We start from the raw sequence: 17,189 nt of genomic DNA, 5'->3' as shown, positions 1-17,189 counted from the left end.
CGGTTTACATCGTTGCCTCGCGATCGCATTGCGACGCGCGTTTTCGGAGGTCCTGATTGGGATCCTTCGGTAGCGGAACAAACAAATAGGAGGAGAGCGTTATGCCTATCGCTCGAATAACAGAGTACTTGGACATGCACCGCATCAAGTACGAGAAGATCACCCACTCGCCGGCTTACACCGCCCAGGAGGTCGCCGCAAAGGCGCACGTGTCTGGATGGGACTTAGCGAAGACGGTGGTGGTGAAGCTGGACGGCGAGTTCGCCATGGCGGTCTTGCCTGCTTCCGAACATATCGACCTGGATTACATGGCCGAAATCGTCAACGCCCGCGAAGCCTGCTTGGCTACGGAGGACGAGTTCATCGACATGTTTCCTGGCTGCGATTTGGGAGCGATCCCGCCGTTCGGAAACTTGTTTGGTATGAAAGTCTTCGTAGCTCCGGAGCTGGCGGAGGATGAGACCATCGCCTTCTCGGCTGGCACGCACACTGAGCTGATCCGATTGTCGTACGACGACTTCGAATGGCTGGTAGAGCCGGAGATGATTCCCTTCGCGGTGCTCACCTAGCCGGTCGTCCGAAGACCGTTTGCAAAAAAAGACGCTACGCCGAAATCAGCGTAGCGTCTTGTCTTTGCAAGTTGGCGGGCGCCTTTTCGATTGCTCGCTTAGAACTCGATCTTTAGGCCGGCGTTGATGCGGCGTGGCGCGCCGAAGTGCACTGCGGCGTCATCGGCGTCGTGGTCGCCGTCGAAGCTGTTGAAGCGATCGTTGTCGGTGGCGTCTTGAACGTATTTTTCGTCGAATACGTTGAGCACGCTAGCGAAGACTTCGTACTTCACGTCCGTTTGAGTCGGCAGGGTCCAGTTCATGTGCAAGTCGTAGACCGTATAGTCGGGAGCCTTCCAGCTCTGAGTTGTATCCGTTTTGTCTGTACGGCTCAGCGGGTCGAACGCGGCGTAGTTGTCGCGGTTGTGACGCATGCGAGCGCTGAAGTTCATTTCCGACGTCGGCATGTAGATCAGGCTAGTGGTGAACTGCGTCTGCGGGGCGTCGCCTACCTTGAGCCCTTCGATGTAGAGGTCGAACTCGCTGGGAATCAGGTCCGTGTCCAAGCCAGGGATTCGGGCCGTCACGTTGTTGGTGTATTCCCAATCGTTGAGAGCCAAGGTGCTGTCCAGGCGGAACTCCTTGTTGAAGCGATAGCTGCCTTCCAGTTCGAAGCCTTGGTGACGCTGATTGACGCCGCTGATGTTAACGTATTCGTCGAAGACGACTGTGTCGTTGACGCCATCGTTGTCCGTGTCCTCCTCGATTCGGAGGCTTTTGGAGAAGGCGCGGTCGTCCCAGTTGGTACGGTAGATGTTTGCTCCAAGGGTGAGCTTTCCGTCGGAGTCGATGTAGTTGAAGCCAACTTCATAGTTGGTGAAGACTTCGTCCGGCGGGTTGAGGTAGGCGCGGCCTGTGAAGTCGTCGATCACGTTGTCGAAGATCGGCACCTTTTCGACGTATCCGAAGTTCGCGTACATGCTGACCGTTTCATTGATGTCGTAGCGACCGCCTAGCTTGATTTGCATGCCGTCGAAGTCGTCCGAATCGATGACGTAGTTCTGACCGTTTCCGAGCGGACGGAAGAAGTCCTCGAAGCTGTAGGAGATCTGGGAGAGCCCGATCATGCCGAATCCGGAGAACGCGTCCTTCTCGTAGGCAGCCTGGAAGTAGCCTCCGAGCCAATCGACGGTGTTGGTGTTGTTGTAGTCGATGGTGCCGCCGAGTCCTTTTTGCACGCCGTTTTCGAGATAGTAGTCGCCCCCGAGCAAGTCGCGCACTTCGCGGAAGTGTTGGATCTCAGCGGTGCGCCAGTCGATCCCGAAGGAGGTGCTCCAGTTTTCGGAAGCTTCGAAGGTCACCTTGGAAATGGCTCCGATGGTCCATTGGTTGTTGCGCGAGTTGCGCAGGATGCCGGTAGACTCCGCCAGGCCTTCGCTGTTCAGATTGGCTCTGTTCTGGGCGATTTGGGCGTTCCAGTCGCGATTGCGATGGAAGTAGGTGCCGGAGTCGATCACACGCGCCACGCTGCCGTAGGTGCCGGTGCCGCCGCCTTCGCCGCCGGAGTAGTAGAATACGTTGTCCCAAGACCACTTGCTGTTTTCCGGACGGAAGTACCAGTTTAGGCTGACTTGAGGCTTATCGTAGAAGTTCTCGCGCTCATTGATGTAGTCCGGAAAACGACGGGGTCCGATGCCGTGGTGGTCAGCTTGAAGTCCGTCGTAGTCAGGGTCGACGTAGTTCCAGGTTTCGTTGTAGGCGTAGCCGCGCTCGTAGTAGCGATCGAGAGCGGCTGGGTCGTAGGAGTCGAGTCCGAGAGCGAAGGATTCGCTATAGGTGCCGATGTTGCGCTGGTAGAGATTCTGGCCGTGACGCTGCGGGGCGCCGAAGCCGTAGAACTCGATGGTGTTGTTTTCGTTTAGCTTATAGGATGCTCCGACGTACCAAGACCAAGCGTCTGCCCAGACGCCATCGACGTAGCCGCCGCTCATCTTGCGAGCGACTGCTGCGGACGCCGCGAAGGTGTCGTTGATGAGACCGGTGTGGCCGATGACGGTGGTTTTGGAAAAGCCGTCCGAACCGAACTCCTGCTTGACCATGCCGCCGCGCTGCTTGGCCGCGGGATCGGTCATGATGTTGAGGGTGCCGCCGATGGAGGGCACTGCCAGATCAAGATTGGAGATGCCGCGCTGGACCTGAACGGAGGAGGCGATGTCGCCAACGCCGTCCCAGTTCGACCAATACACCCAGCCGTTTTCCATGTCGTTCACGGGAACGCCATTGATCATGACCGCAACGTTGCGTTGGTCGAAGCCGCGGATGTTGATGCGAGCGTCTCCCGCTCCGCCACCTTGAGTGGTCGCGTAGACCGAAGGCGTGTAGTTGAGCACCATGGGGATGTCCTGCGACGCGAGGTAGGTGTCGAGATCCGCCTTGGATACTTCAGAGAAGGCGATGGGCGTTTCGCCGTAGATCGCTCGGTTGGAGAACTGCTCCAGTGGAGTGATGGTGACCGCGTCGAGCTCATAGTAGTCCGGCTCCGGATTCTCTATGGACTGGGCGCAGACGAGCGCTGGCGCCGCTAGGGTCAACGCAGCCAACGCTTGGCGTTTTATGGTAGTTTTCATGTTTCGTGTGCTAGTTCAGTTTGATGTGTATCGGGAACGCGAATACGTTGGATCGCTTTGCCCGACGCTGATTAGGCTTACGCTTTATTTACCACCGGTCAATGGGGGCAGGCTTGTCTTCACGCAGACTTAACCAGCTTGTTGCAGAGTTTTCACGCGGGCGCATTCGCGCCTCGAATGCTTATGTGAGAGCGAAGCGCTGCATGGATTCCACTAGGAACCGAAGCATAGCTAGCGCCTTCGGCTAGGTACCTTTATGCGTGTTTCCGCGAAGGCGGAGTTCGCCGAAAGAGCTGAATCGCCGCATTCGCGCGCCGATCTCAGCGCGCATGAGATCGTGAGGAATTCTTTGTCAAGGTGCACACTAGTGCAAATAAAAGATTTGACCTGCGGGTGGTGTTGTATCAAATTGCATCTAAATCAGCCCGACGAGGCAAACATCTCTGGCCTAGCGATGTCTCTCGTTTGGCTTCGCCCCAACACCCCAATCACGGCCGAGCGGTCGGCCCACTCACCCCAGAACCCCGCAACTCACGAACCAGGAATGGATATGATACGCACTAACTTATCGCGTCGTAAGCAGGCATCCTACGCTTGTCTCGGCGCCGGCGTACTTTTCGCCGCGACCCTTTCGGGTCAATCCGTCAGCACGCTTGATTCGGAGGAGTCAGAAGACGATGTCTACGAGCTCACTCCCTTCACCGTGGACGCTTCTCAAGACCAAGGATATCGAGCCACCAACACGATTTCAGGCACGCGACTCAATGCGGCCATCAAGGACATCCCGATGCCCATCGAAGTCGTCACCGAAGAATTCATCAAGGACACGGGGTCGACCGATCTCCGCCAGTCGTTGGCCTACAGCGCCGGCATGGTGATGACCTCGCAGAACGACGCGGGCAAAGGAAACAGTTTTGGCACCATCGGCGGCGTGCACAATCCCGAAGGCGCCACCAGCAACAAGACTCAAACCTCTTACAAGGTGCGCGGCTTCATCACCGACGCGACCTTGCGTGACGGCTACCGTCGCCAGTTCGCCACCGACGCCGCAAACATTGGACGTGTAGAGGTCATTCGCGGACCCGCGGCCCTCTTGTACGGAATCGGCAACTTCGGCGGCATAGTGAACTACCTGCCGAAGACTCCGACCGAGGATCCGATGCAGCGTCTGACGCTGAGCGCCGGGAACCAAAAGCACTACCGCGCGGTTTTCGAAGCGGGCGACACCTTGGATAACGCCATGAAGCTGGGCTACTACGTCACCGCGGTGCACGAGCAGAATGGCAGCTACACCGAGCTCGCCGAGGACGAGCGACAGTTCATTTCGCCGATCTTCACGTTCCGTCCCACTGAGAAGACGGAGGTCACCATCGACATGGAGTACGGATTGGAGCACAAGAACGCGGTGGGATTCCAAAGCGTTCGCGCTCGTGGCGACCTCTCAAGCGAGAACGTGGCCAACCAGCAGGACCGCTTGGAACGAGCCGGTTTCCTCCAGTTCCCGGACAAGGAGATTCGCACCATGCGCTGGAGCGGACCCGATACGTTTCTCGATACCGAGTCGCATAACATCCGTCTGCAAGCTACGCATAGCTTTAGCGACAACCTGAATTTGCTTCTTGGATACAACACATCCAAGGTCGAGTTCGATTCTCGCGACGTGTCGGGTGGCATCACCAACAACGTCGGTCCTGAAAACCTGCGCAGCACCATCACGGTTATCCCAGCTAGTGTGGAGAACGGCGATGCCGAGTTCGTTTATGGCGAAGTCACGGACGCGATTTTCCAGGGTTCCTGGATGGACAAGAACGAGATTATCGATCGCAGTCAGATCCGCGCCGAGTTGAACTACAACTTCGACCTGTTCGAAAACAGCGAGCTCTGGAGCTTGCAGAACAGCTTCTTGCTCGGACGCTCGGAAGAGAAGTCGATCAAGGACGTCTTCACACGCGGCACCATCCAAAACCAATACTTCTACTGGGATCCGACCGACTCCTCCTACATGCGCTTCGGCGTGAATGGCGATGGTACGGCTGCTCCTGGCATGGAAGACGTCAGCGACGTGCATGACCAATCCTGGAACCAGGGAACCTACCTCGTGTACCAGGGCAGCTGGCTGGACGAGCGTCTGACCGCAGTGGCTGGTATGCGCCGCGACCGAAACGACTTCCGCGGCATGCTGACCGATTTCCGCGAGGACACCGTCACCAACAACGATGCGGGAGCCAAGGAAAAGGACACTTCGCAAGTCGGTCTGACCTTCGCTCTCAACGATCGGATCTCCGTTTACGCCCTAAAGGCGGAGGGCATCATGCCAAACTTCGACGGCAATCGCGACGTCTACGGCAATCCAATGGACGCGGTCACCGCCGAAAGCGAGGAAGCAGGTATCAAGTTCGACCTGATCGAAGGCAAACTGAGCGGTACGATCAGCGCCTACCGTATCAAGCAAACGGGTACGCCTATCTTCTACTGGTGGGCTCCAGCTCCCGCGAAGGGACGCTTCGATCCGGACGCCGACATCATCTACAATGTAGGCGACTTCAATCCCACCGTGGAAGCGGATTGGAGAAACGGCTCCTTCACCGTCGCCAAACCGGAATGGGACGCGGCCGTGGATAGTGGCGCAGCTTATCAGATCGATGGAACGTGGTACCTCAACGCCACCGAGGCGGAAGGCCGCGCTTATATGGACCGCGTCTTCGACGCTTCCAAAACCACAAATCCTGGCTGGCCTGGCTGGCTCTACACTCAGGACGACAATACCAACAACGCTACGCTGGACTTCGCTGCGGCGGAAGCGGGCGGGTACGACGCCTACCTCAGCGGCGACCAGGAGTCATCCGGTTGGGAAGCTCAGTTCAACTATGCACCTACCGATAACATGCAGTTCGTGCTCAACTACGCTCAGACCAAGCGTTCGGTGGTCAATGCTGGCGCCTTCCCTGAATACGAGTGGGGCGCGGGCGGCGTCGACAAGTGGGCCGTCTGGTACTTCCCGGATGGCGCGTGGGGACTTTCTGGATACTCGCTCGAGGATCAGTTCCTCGATCCGAACGACACCTCCACCTGGCAGGGCCGTGGATACGGCGCTGGCGAAAAGCAGGATGATACGCCGCGTCATGCTCTCAGCGGCTGGGGTAACTACCAGATTCGCGACGGCCAGTTCGCTGGCCTCTCCTTCGGCCTTGGCTTTCAGTACGAGAGCGAGCGCGAGTACTTCTCGGGCATCACCGACGGATCCGGTCAGCTCGTGACCGACACCAACGGTCAGCGTGTGGTCTTGGAAACGGACACTCGCATCAATATCGACGCCATGGCCAAGTACGAGTTCACCATCGGCGAGGACAGAAATGCCCACGTGCAGTTGAATGTCTACAACGTGATGAACGATCAGTCGGCATACGGCTATATTTACGCCAAGCCGACGACTTACCGCCTCCAGTTCGGCGTGGATCTCTAAAGGATCTCCTCGGGTAGTGGAGAATGGGGAATTTGGCGGTGTCGGGGCAAACCTGCTCCGGCGCCGCTTTTCTCAATCCGTTTTCTACGCTGCCTCTTTTAAGTATCTCTTTATCGGTTTCCTTCCTGTGTGGGGATCGACCTCTTCCTCCTGTCGTTAGAAAACGACTACGCTAGAAACGAATGTCCCAAGCAACTCAACGAATTGGCGTTGGCGAGAAGCTCAGCTACGGTCTCGGAGACACGGCTTCGAATTTCTTCTTCCAAACGTTCAACATTTTCCTGCTCTACTACTATACCGACGTGTTCGGCATAGGTCCGGCGGCGGCAGGCACGCTCTTTCTGGTGGCCCGCTCGTGGGACACGATCAACGATCCTTTGATGGGATATGTGGCGGATCGCACCAATAGCAGATGGGGAAAGTTTAGGCCCTATCTGCTCTGGATGTGCGTTCCGTATGGAATCGTTGGATACTTGATGTTTGCGACGCCCGACCTCAGCGCGAACGGGAAGATCATTTACGCCTATGTCACCTATCTTGCCATGATGATGGCGTACACTGCGATCAATATTCCGTATTCCGCTTTGATGGGAGTGATGTCCAGCTCATCGAGCGAGCGTACCTTGATCGCCAGCTATCGCTTCTTCTGCGCCTTCGCGGGCGGCTTGCTGATTTCGATGCTGGTGCGTCCGCTGGTGAAGGCGCTCGGGGCTGACGACGAGGCGCTCGGTTTTCAACTGACCATGGCCATCTTCGCGGTGGCCTCGATCGGGCTTTTCTTAATCACCTTTTTCGGCACCAAGGAGCGCATCCAGCCGTCGGCGCAGCAGAAGAGCAACTTGAAGGAGGACCTGTTGGCCTTGGTGAAGAATCGCCCTTGGCTGATTCTGTTTTTCGTCGCGGTTTTCAATCTGGCCAACGTGGCGGCGCGAAACGGGGCGGTGGTCTACTACTTCAAGTACTACGTGAAGGACGATGGCTCGCCCATGTGGCTGTTTTTCGACCAGACGACCATTGTCATGACCGCGGGCATGCTGGGACTCATCATCGGAGTGTGGTTTTCCAAGCCCTTGGCTGCACGCATGGAGAAGCGGTCTATCATGATCTGGTTCTCCGCTCTCAACGCGCTTTCCATCGGCCTCTTTTTCTTCGTGCCGCCTGACGCGTTTTGGACCATGGTGTTTCTCAGCCTGTTCGCTTCGATCGTGGTGGGGCCAACGGTTCCGCTGGTGTGGTCCATGTACGCCGATGTGGCTGACTATGGAGAGTGGAAGCAAGGCCGTCGCTCCACGGGTCTGGTCTTTTCCGCAGCGCTTTTCGCCCAAAAGTTGGGGCTCACCATTGGTGGGGCCATGGCGGGCTGGTTTCTGGAGTCTGTCGGGTTTGTGGCAAACGCCGAGCAGACGCCCGAGTCGCTGATGGGTATCCGAATTCTGTTTACGTTTTTCCCCGCAGGATTGGCCCTGCTTTCGATCGTAGCCATATTCTTCTACCCATTGGTCAATCGCGAGCTCGAGACCATGGAGATCGATCTGAAGGAACGGAGAAATCGCGAGTTGGGAGGCTCTGTCGCATAATCATGGATACGGAGCACTCGGCACCTCTTATCGATCAGCCGCCAGCCAAGGTGGAGATTCGCCAGCATCAAGGAGGGTTTTCGCTCTTTCGTGACGGCGTGCCGTTTTTCGTAAATGGAGCGGGTGGTTGCGAGCGAATCGAGGAGCTTGCTGCGAGCGGGGCGAATTCGGTGCGAACCTGGGGAATCGAGCAGACGCAGGACATTTTGCCGACATTGCGCAAAACCGATCTCACCCTGTGCTCGGGACATTGGCTCGAACCGCCACGTCGCGGTTTCGACTATGCCGATGAAGCTGCGGTCGCGGAACAGCTGGAGAGGATCAAGCGAGAGGTGCTCGCGATCAAAGACGAGCCGAATCTTCTGCTTTGGGGGGTGGGCAACGAGTTGGAGCTCGGGACTGGCTCGGATCCCGACGTGTGGCGGGCGGTCGAAGAGGTAGCTCGCTTCATCAAGCGGGTCGATGGCTTGCATCCGGTCATGACGGTGCTGGCCTCTGCGGATGAAGCCTCGCTCAAGGCTATAGAAACGCTTTGTCCCTCGCTGGATTTAGTGGGAATCAATTCTTACGGAGACATTTCACGCGTGCAGCCAGCGCTGGATGCCATCGGCTGGTCGCGGCCCTATCTGATCACGGAGTGGGGGTCGAACGGCGCTTGGGAGGTGGAAAAGACGGATTGGGGAGCGGAACTCGAGCCGACTTCCACCGAAAAGGCCGGTCAGATCCGCTATCGGTATCAATTTATTGGATCCTCGGATTCGCGTTGCTTGGGAAGCTACGTTTTTCTTTGGGGCAACAAGCAGGAGACGACCCACACCTGGTACGGGCTTTTCACGCCAGAAGGTAGGGCCACGGAGGGCGTTTTCGCTATCAGCTCGCAGTGGAAAGAGCAGCTCGGCGACGGGAGCTGCCCCAAGATCTCAGCATTTCGGGTAAACGGAAGCTCGCCATCGGCCTCTTTGAAGGTCGCTTCCAAGGAGTCGCTCCTCGCGGAGGTGGAATGGACCTCTCCTGAAGAGGAAGACCCTGAAATCGTCTGGAGTCTGCGTCGCGAGAGCTGCGACAAGCGTTTGGGAGGGGATCTGGAAGAGGCGGCCGCGGTCCTTTCCACGGTCTTCGTGAAGGACGCGATCGGAACGGTACGATTCGATGCTCCAATGCAGTCGGGCCCCTATCGTCTGTTTGTTGAGATACGCGGAGAGGCCAACACCGTTGCCACGGCGAACTTCCCCTTCTGGGTCGACAAGGAGCTTTCGTAGGCGCTGGAGCGAACTAGGCGAGCCGGAGGCCACGGCGTGGCAGCCTGTCGCTTCGTTCGCAAGCTAACTCCGGTTCGAGACGCTCCGGAAACAAAGAAGCCGCGATTTCGATTCGCGGCTTCAGCGTTTATCGGTTCGGAAGGCGCCGGGTGGGTCGCATTGAAGGGCCGAAGAGGCTTTTCCGGACGGAAGGCAGCGTGGGAAGTCGCCTCTGATTCAGATTTCGGCCTGCTGGTAGACGCGAACGTAGTCCACTTCCATCGCTTTGGGCAGGCAGTCCGGGTCGAGCCCTTTAGCCGAACCCCATGCCCCGCCGAAGGCGACGTTGAGGATCAGGTAGTAGTCACGCTGGTAAGGCCACGCTTCCCAGCCGCTGTGTTCGTTTTCGTATTCGAAGTAAAGGGTATCGTCGACGTAGGCGCGGATGACGTCCTCGGTCCATTCCAAGACGTAGGTATGGAAGGCGGAGGTGGCGTCGTCGAGTTCGATGGTTCCGGTCTTTTGGGTGCCGATCTGCCATTGGTAGGCTTTGGAGTGGGCGGAGGCGTGAATCGTGCCGACGTCGTAGCCCACGTGCTCCATGATGTCGATTTCCCCAACGTCAGGCCAGTTGCCCGAGCCGAGGTTCCAGTCTACCGGCAGCATCCAGATGGCTGGCCAGGTGCCAAGTCCGTCGGGAATCCGGGCCCGGATCTCGAAGCGTCCGTAGGTCCAGTTGGCAGTGTCGCGGGTCACCAGTCTTGCCGAAGTGTAGTCTGAACCTTGGAAAGGCTCCTGGTGGGCTTCGATGATGAGCAGTCCGTCCTGCACGCGAGCGTTCTTGGCTCGCGATTCGGTGTAGTACTGCAGCTCCTTGTTCCCCCATCCGTGTCCGCCCACGTCGTAGCCCCATTTTTCGGGATCTGGCAGGCCATCGACTTCGAACTCGTCGGACCAGACAAGCTGCCAGCCGGAAGTGTTCGCTTCCTCGCCCGCGAAGGACGAGACGATCGAAAGGGGTGAAATCAAAGCCAGGCCGCCGAGCAGCGCATCGCCTGCTTTCGCTTTTAGAAGGGTCACGGGGTTCATGCGAAATACATTCTATTAAGATGCAAAGTAGTGCAACTAAAACCGCGCCGCCGAGGCGAATTTCGTTTCCCCGGTTGGGGAGAAGGCGCTCAGGCCTTTGCCTAGGAGTTCAGGATTTTGGAGGAGGACCGGAGGTTTCTCCGATGATCATGTCGCCGGACACCTGAATGTTGCGCCGGCTGGTATTGGGGTGGTCGATCTTTCGGAGCAGCGAGCTGATGGCGGAAATGCCGATATCGCGAAAGGGAATGTGGATCGAAGTGACCTGCGGCAGACCGGGAGGCGGCGCCAAGCCGTCGAACCCGGTGATGGAGCAATGCTCTGGCACGGAAATGCCGAGCGACTTGAAGCGTTCGATGAGGTGGTAGGCCTGGTGGTCTGCGGCGCAAACCCAGGCGGTGACGCCTTGACGGGTCAGCTCCGCGGCCCGTTGGGCTAGTTCGTCGAGAGGGATTTGCTCCTCGGGGCGAAGGTTGAGGATGATGTCCTGATCGAGTTGCAGGCCGAAGCGGTAGATGTTTTCGACGTAGGCCCCAAGTCGACGCTCCACCCATGGCGTGTGCACGGGATACTTCCAGCTGAGAAATCCTATGCGACGGTGCCCGAGCTCCACTAGGCGCTGCATGAGTCGTGAAATTCCGCGGATCTGGTCCGGATGGATGCAATCGACGTCGCAGTTGTCGTAGTCCTCCAGCACTGACACGGTGGGGAATTTCGCCATGATGTTGCTGACTGCCTCCTCCTTGAGGGGGTAGATGAGGATGGCGCCCTTCCAGTCGAGGCAACTCACGCCTTTGATGATCTGGCGAGCTCTGGATTGGGGTAGGAAGGACTGCGGATCGACGTAGAACGCCTCGATCTCGAGCTTTTCGATGGCGGCCTTCTCGCTGATGCCGGTCAGCAGCTCCTCTGCGGTTTTGGTATCGTTCTTGTCGCGTTCCTTCTCGCCGATGCCGACGATGACAGCCAGCTTGCGGCGCCCGGCGAGCTTGGCGTTGTTGCCGTTGCGTTGGGCCGAGTAGGAGTAGCCCATTTCGGCTGCCAGTCGAAAGACCTTGGCTCGCGTTTCCGGATTGATTTTCGGATGGTTGGTGAAGCAGCGAGATACGGTGGTCCGGGAGAGGTTGAGCTTATCCGCGATGAGTTTTTGATTCAATTTGGCCATGATCACTAGCAGGCGAAAGGGGCGCCTCTTACAAATGAGATACCGCATCTCGCCTCGCTGGCGAGTCGGTTTTATCGCTCATTGAGCGGTAGCTTCTCCCTATGCGCACGCGAGCGCAACCTTTTCCTGCGGCGCCTGAAAACAGTCCCGAGCGAGGCTCGACCTAGGCTTGTCCGAGGAGCTGGATCGATTTGGCGACCGCTTGGGCGGTATCCTCGTCGCAGAGGGTATCGGAAACGGTTACTACCCGCTTGGCTCCGGCCGCGATGACTTGAGGAATGTTTTGGCGGTTGATGCCTCCGATACAGAAAAAGGGGAGTTCGGGGGCTTCCGCCGCGACTTCAGCGACCAGTTGCAGCCCCACCGCTTGATAGGTGGGCTTGGTTTGGGTGGGGAAAACGGGACCGACCGCGAAGTAGCTTAGTGTGGAAGGGCCGAGATCCATGGCGGCTTTGGCCTGCTCGAAGGAATGGGTGGAAAGGCCGAGCAGCCGGTCGGGGCCTAGACGTTCGCGAGCCGTTGCCGCAGGGAGGTCGTCCTGCCCGACGTGGAGGCCGAGTCCTGGGTGGGCAAGGCAGAGATCAAGATCGTCGTTCACGATGAGGTGAGGCTGCTGATCGATGGGCGCGGCCTTTTTCGATCGATGCTCGACGACGCGTTTCACCAGCTCGGCTCGCTGCTGGGTTGATTCGGTTTTCGCCCGGATTTGGATGATGCCGGCGCCGCCGCGTTCCAAGGCGTCGTACTTAGCGAGCCAGTCGGACGCGGAGACGTAGCCCGTGTCCAGTATTCCGTAGTAGCGGATCGAATTGAGGGGAAGCATGCAAAGGGGTTTTGTCCCGCCCGGCGCGTTTGTCTACTCAAACCTCACCCACTCCCGCAGGGCATTGGGAAGGGCGAGCCCTAGACGCCGCGGTCCTTCTGATCGTTTTCGTCGCCCTTTGCGGTGGAGGATCCGGTCGGCGTCTGATCCGCCTGAGGCTCCGTAGGCGTCTGGACTGCAGCTGGAGAGGCGCTGCCGAGTTCGGATTGGGCAGGTCGTTCCTCGATGAGGACGTTGGTTTCCCTGCTCTCAGACCCGAAACTCTTCACCACGATCTGGATGGATCCGATTTGGTCGAAGCTCAGCGACTTCTGCAGCAGGGCGGTGATGTGACCCTGAACGCGTTCGCAGACGTCCTTGAGGTTGTCGGGCCGGCTGAGCCGTAGCTCGACGCGTGCCTCCACCTTGTCGCTTTTGACGCGGATGATGGGGCGAGCGGCCTCGACCCAGTCGTCCAGCAGGCAGGCTTGCTTCACCAGCTCCTGCAGGGCTTTGCGGGAGACCAGCACGTTGCCTGCGTTTCCGCTGAAGGCGGTGAGGTGGGCGGGCGGCTTCTTGAGCACGAGTCGGAGGCCGATGGCGAGAAACAGCAAAGCGATCGCCCCGACGCCGATTTGCAGGGGAGACAGCTGGGTGAAGACTTCCTTCGCCGATTCGATCATTACACTTGAGGGGGGTATACCGCGTGTTCAGGCGGGGCCTAGTCTTCCGACTCGGCTTCCTTGGCGCGTTCGCGGCGGATTTCCTCCTCCATTTTGACGCCTTCGATGATTACGTCGACTGCGGCTACCGTCTTGCCGGTCATGTTGGTGACCTGCTTGCCGACGGTGAGCTGGAGGTTTTCCGCGGTCTTGGCGAGCTCGACGCCGTACTGCATGTGCACGCGAAGCTCGATGTGGTAGTTTCCGCCTTCGTCTTCTGATACACGTACGCCCTTGTCGTAATCCTTGCTCGAGAAGAGGGCGGAAACGTTCTCGATGAAGCTGCCACCGACGCCGACAACTCCCGCAACGCTGGTCGCCGCCATTTTGACGATGGTCGCGACGACGGTGTGGTTGACTTTGATCTGGCCGAGAGAGCCGTCCTGGTCTTCGCCGATTTCGATGGTTGGTTCTTGTTGATCCATGATTTGAACTAAGGAGTTTGGATTGAGATTAACGCGGTGAGGCTAGCACGCTGCTGTTTCTTTGTCTCGCCTGTTCGCCGTTTTGTTTCAGCTAAGTTGGTATTCCTGACGAGGGCTACTCGAAGGTTTTGTGGTGCGTCATGAATTCAGCCATGAACGCGGTGGTCGCTTTGCCTTCTCGGAAGGTGGGGTCGCGCAGGATCGCTTTGTGCAGAGGGATGGTGGTCTTTATCCCGCGGATAAGGTATTCTTCGAGAGCCCGGTACATGCGCTGGATGGCGATTTCTCGCGTCGCTCCATAGGTGATGAGCTTGCCGATCATGCTGTCGTAGTAGGGCGGGATGACGTAGCCGCCGTAGGCATGGGAATCGACGCGAACGCCGTGGCCGCCAGGCGCGTAGTAGAGATCGATGCTGCCGGGACTGGGAATGAAGTTTTTAGAGGGGTCTTCCGCATTGATGCGACACTCGATCGCATGCTTGTCGAAGGTGATGTCCTCCTGGTTGAAGGCGATCGCCTCGCCCTGGGCGATGAGCAGCTGCTGCTTGATGAGGTCGATGCCAGTCACTTCCTCGGTCACCGGATGCTCCACCTGGATTCGGGTGTTCATCTCGAGGAAGTAGAAGCTGCCGTCTTGGTCCACCAGAAATTCGATCGTGCCGGCTCCTTCGTAGTTGGCCGCTTGGGTGGCCTTCACGGCTGCATCTCCCATGGTTTTGCGCAGCTCGGGCGTCAGGAAAGGGGAGGGCGCTTCCTCGATCAGCTTCTGGTGACGTCGCTGGACGGAGCAGTCGCGCTCGCCGAGGTGAAGCACTTTTCCATGGCTGTCGGCAAGCACCTGGAACTCGATGTGGCGCGGATTCTGGATGTATTTTTCCACGTAAACCGAGCCGTTGCCGAACGCTTTTTCGGCTTCGTTGCGGGCGATGTTGAATTCCTTGCGCAGGGCGATGTCGTTGTGCGCGACGCGCATGCCGCGACCGCCGCCCCCGGCGACCGCCTTGATGATGACGGGGTAGCCGATGCGTTGAGAGATCTTCAGGGCCTCGTCCTCCGAGTCGATCGGACCGTCGCTGCCGTCGACGACAGGTACGCCTGCGTTGCGAACCGTTTCCTTGGCGACGGCTTTGTCGCCCATCATTCTGATGGAGTGGGAGGATGGTCCGATGAACTTGATGTTGCAGGATTCGCATTGCTCGGCGAAGTCCGCGTTCTCCGAGAGAAATCCGTAGCCGGGGTGAATGGCGTCTACATCGGCTATTTCAGCGGCGCTGATGATCCGGTCCGCTCTGAGGTAGCTCTCGGAGCTGGGGGCCCTGCCGATACAAATCGCTTCGTCGGCGAGCTGTACGTGGAGAGATTCGATGTCGGCCTCGGAGTAGACGGCGAGCGTCTTGATTCCAAGTTCTCGGCAGGCTCTGACGATGCGAAGGGCGATTTCGCCACGATTGGCGATCAATACTTTCTGCATGCTTATACGGTGGTCTAAATGGCGAGGCAGCCGAATCGCTCCTGGCTGCCTCTTTGAAAAGAAGGAGTGGTCGGTTCGAGCTTTGCCCTAGGACAAGCGAAAGAGGCGCTGGCCGAATTCGACCGGCTGGCCGTTCTCGACGAGTATCTCGGCGATCGTGCCTTTGAGCTCGGACTGGATTTCGTTCATGATCTTCATTGCTTCAATGATGCAGACCACGCTTTCGGCCTCCACGGAGTCTCCCACCTTCACGAATGCGGAGCTGTCCGGGGATGGCGCGGTGTAGAAGGTGCCGACCATGGGAGAAGTGATGTACTTCGAATTGTCCTCGACGGCTGCGGAGGGAGCGGGCGCAGGAGCGGTTTCAGGAGCGGGAGCTGCAGGAGCCGCTGCGGCAGGAGCAGGGGCGTAGCTGACGATTTGCGGGGCGTTGGCGCTCTCGGTCGCTCGCTTAATTTGCAATTTGAAGTTCTCTTCCTCGACCGAAAATTCCGTTAGGTCGGACTTCTTCATTAGGTCGACGATCTGCTTAATCTCTTTGATGTCCAAAGCTCTATGGGTTCGTGGTTGTTCTGTAAAACTTGGGTCTGTTACAGGGTTTTTCCTAGGATGCAACCGTCTTGTGCCAGTAGCTGCCTAAGTAATAGCGGGCGAGTTTGGTGAAAATGATTCGCATGGCGAGCGTGAATGCACGACTTGGGTTTCATCTGTTCAATGCAACTATATATATATTATCTACGCTCTTACATCGAGCCTCCGACTGCCCATTTCCCGCTACTTGTCGCGTTGGAGGTCGCTGCGATGTTTACACCTCGAACGCTGTCGCTTCGAGTTTCGAGAAGCGAGCTCGCCATGGCGTCACGATCGGGCGAGCTCTGCGCTGGGGCGGCGCGTTTGGTCTCCTTCGTTTTCGGCCTGACTATGCTGAGACTGGGAAGGGGGGGGGGGGAGGGCGGCTCCGTGCCGCCGTGGATTTCGCTTCTCTCTGGCAGTGCTGGCGGAGATTGGCAGAAATCTGCCAAAGTGTTTCAGCGAGTTGATTCCGGAAAGGGCTTAACCAACCTGTTTGGAGCGGTTCGATGGCGATGTCCCCCTGTGGAATTTGCATTGTGGAAAAGTTTTTTCAGAAAACGCTTGAATGATGATTAGGTTTGGGCACTGTCCGGGCCTTCGTTCTTTTCCAGTGCTCTCAAGCAGCTTGTTTCCAATCAAGCGCCCTTCGTTTTTCGACCGAAAAAAGTCGAAAAAACTGCTTGAATTAGTCTTTGGAAGTGGCACTGTCCGCCTCCTCTGTTCTTTTTAGCGGTGCGCGAAAGCGAGTGTTTTGATTCATTTTCGATGGGTTTGAGCCCCGAAAAATAATTAAACTTTCTGCTTGAAATGAGAAACGAAGATGGCACTTTCCGCCACCTCTGTTCCTTTTAGCACAACTCACTACTTGGTCTTTTGAACCGGCTTTCGGAAAGCGAAAATTATTAAATTTTCTGCTTGAATCAAAATCACGATTCGACACTTTCCGGCCTCCTGTTCTTAAAGTTTTCTAAATTGTTTCGCTTCGAAACGTCTCGTTTTGGAAGTGAAGAAAAAGTTCAAAAAAGAGCTTGATTCGGAAAACAATTCGAACAGTGTTCGGCCTCCCGTTCTTTTAGATTCAAGTTGAAGTTCAACAAAAACTTCGCCCCAACGAAAAAGTTTAAAATAAAACTTGACGAAGGGATTTGGTTTTGAAATGAATGGAGTCTTTCCCTGATAACTCAGGGTGTTCTTTGAAATTTATTTAGCGTGATTGATTGTGACCCCAATCAATAACTTAAAATACTGACAATTAATAATTTGTCAGCGTAGTTCAAGAATCCATGGATTCATGAACTCTCTTTTCGGAGAGTTTGATCCTGGCTCAGAATGAACGCTGGCGGCGTGGTTCAGACATGCAAGTCGAACGGGATTGTTTAGTTAGCTTGCTAATTAAACATGAGAGTGGCGAACGGGTGCGTAACACGTAAAGAACCTACCCTTATGTGGGGGATAGCTCACCGAAAGGTGAATTAATACCGCATGTGAA

At 57.1% G+C, this 17,189-nt stretch carries 12 protein-coding genes and 1 rRNA gene (1 of these 13 running past the window's edge); 5 read left to right on the top strand and 8 right to left on the bottom strand.

What is annotated here, in order from left to right; genetic code table 11:
• Nucleotides 1–101 precede the first annotated feature (101 nt).
• On the top strand, nucleotides 102–569 hold the full coding sequence (locus tag QEH54_RS17365) for a YbaK/EbsC family protein (protein ID WP_309019972.1): 468 nt from the start codon (nucleotides 102–104) through the stop codon (nucleotides 567–569).
• A 98-nt stretch (nucleotides 570–667) separates the two neighbouring features.
• Here the strand turns inward: QEH54_RS17365 and QEH54_RS17360 are convergent, their stop codons facing one another.
• Complete coding sequence (locus QEH54_RS17360) at nucleotides 668–3,175, bottom strand: TonB-dependent receptor plug domain-containing protein (protein WP_309019971.1); 2,508 nt, start codon at nucleotides 3,173–3,175, stop codon at nucleotides 668–670.
• 550 nt (nucleotides 3,176–3,725) lie between these two features.
• Between QEH54_RS17360 and QEH54_RS17355 the strand changes: the two genes are divergently transcribed.
• From QEH54_RS17355 to QEH54_RS17345, 3 genes are all read left to right on the top strand, one after another.
• Nucleotides 3,726–6,638 (top strand): TonB-dependent receptor plug domain-containing protein, encoded by a 2,913-nt coding sequence (locus tag QEH54_RS17355; protein ID WP_309019970.1) that lies wholly within the window; start codon nucleotides 3,726–3,728, stop codon nucleotides 6,636–6,638.
• 182 nt (nucleotides 6,639–6,820) lie between these two features.
• Nucleotides 6,821–8,215, top strand: coding sequence for an MFS transporter (locus QEH54_RS17350; RefSeq protein ID WP_309019969.1), 1,395 nt, complete (start codon nucleotides 6,821–6,823; stop codon nucleotides 8,213–8,215).
• Nucleotides 8,216–8,217: 2 nt separating this feature from the next.
• On the top strand, nucleotides 8,218–9,474 hold the full coding sequence (locus QEH54_RS17345; RefSeq protein ID WP_309019968.1) for a hypothetical protein: 1,257 nt from the start codon (nucleotides 8,218–8,220) through the stop codon (nucleotides 9,472–9,474).
• A gap of 216 nt (nucleotides 9,475–9,690) precedes the next feature.
• On the opposite strand, the gene QEH54_RS17340 is transcribed toward QEH54_RS17345, so the two are convergent.
• From QEH54_RS17340 to accB, 7 genes are all read right to left on the bottom strand, one after another.
• Complete coding sequence (locus tag QEH54_RS17340; RefSeq protein ID WP_309019967.1) at nucleotides 9,691–10,542, bottom strand: glycoside hydrolase family 16 protein; 852 nt, start codon at nucleotides 10,540–10,542, stop codon at nucleotides 9,691–9,693.
• 109 nt (nucleotides 10,543–10,651) lie between these two features.
• A complete protein-coding gene (locus tag QEH54_RS17335; RefSeq protein ID WP_309019966.1) occupies nucleotides 10,652–11,707 on the bottom strand; it encodes a LacI family DNA-binding transcriptional regulator in 1,056 nt (351 codons plus the stop codon).
• Nucleotides 11,708–11,870: 163 nt separating this feature from the next.
• Entirely contained in the window at nucleotides 11,871–12,530 is a 660-nt protein-coding gene (gene thiE, locus QEH54_RS17330) for a thiamine phosphate synthase (RefSeq protein ID WP_309019965.1), read from the bottom strand.
• 80 nt (nucleotides 12,531–12,610) lie between these two features.
• Complete coding sequence (locus tag QEH54_RS17325; RefSeq protein ID WP_309019964.1) at nucleotides 12,611–13,192, bottom strand: hypothetical protein; 582 nt, start codon at nucleotides 13,190–13,192, stop codon at nucleotides 12,611–12,613.
• Nucleotides 13,193–13,230: 38 nt separating this feature from the next.
• The gene (locus QEH54_RS17320) at nucleotides 13,231–13,656 is read right to left on the bottom strand and encodes an Asp23/Gls24 family envelope stress response protein (RefSeq protein ID WP_309019963.1); all 426 of its coding nucleotides are present in this window, start codon (nucleotides 13,654–13,656) and stop codon (nucleotides 13,231–13,233) included.
• A gap of 115 nt (nucleotides 13,657–13,771) precedes the next feature.
• Nucleotides 13,772–15,127 (bottom strand): acetyl-CoA carboxylase biotin carboxylase subunit, encoded by a 1,356-nt coding sequence (gene accC, locus QEH54_RS17315; protein WP_309019962.1) that lies wholly within the window; start codon nucleotides 15,125–15,127, stop codon nucleotides 13,772–13,774.
• Between the two features lie 87 nt (nucleotides 15,128–15,214).
• Nucleotides 15,215–15,676 carry an acetyl-CoA carboxylase biotin carboxyl carrier protein gene (accB, locus tag QEH54_RS17310; RefSeq protein WP_309019961.1) on the bottom strand — a complete coding sequence of 154 codons (462 nt, stop codon included), beginning with the start codon at nucleotides 15,674–15,676 and terminating at the stop codon, nucleotides 15,215–15,217.
• A gap of 1,325 nt (nucleotides 15,677–17,001) precedes the next feature.
• Here accB and QEH54_RS17305 point away from each other — a divergent pair.
• A 16S ribosomal RNA gene (locus QEH54_RS17305) occupies nucleotides 17,002–17,189 on the top strand (it continues 1,373 nt past the right edge of the window).

This window comes from Pelagicoccus sp. SDUM812003 (assembly GCF_031127815.1).
Taxonomy (GTDB): Bacteria; Verrucomicrobiota; Verrucomicrobiia; order Opitutales; family Opitutaceae; genus Pelagicoccus.
The sequence above is the reverse complement of the archived record's forward strand: the minus strand, read 5'-3'. Positions and strand labels throughout refer to the sequence as shown.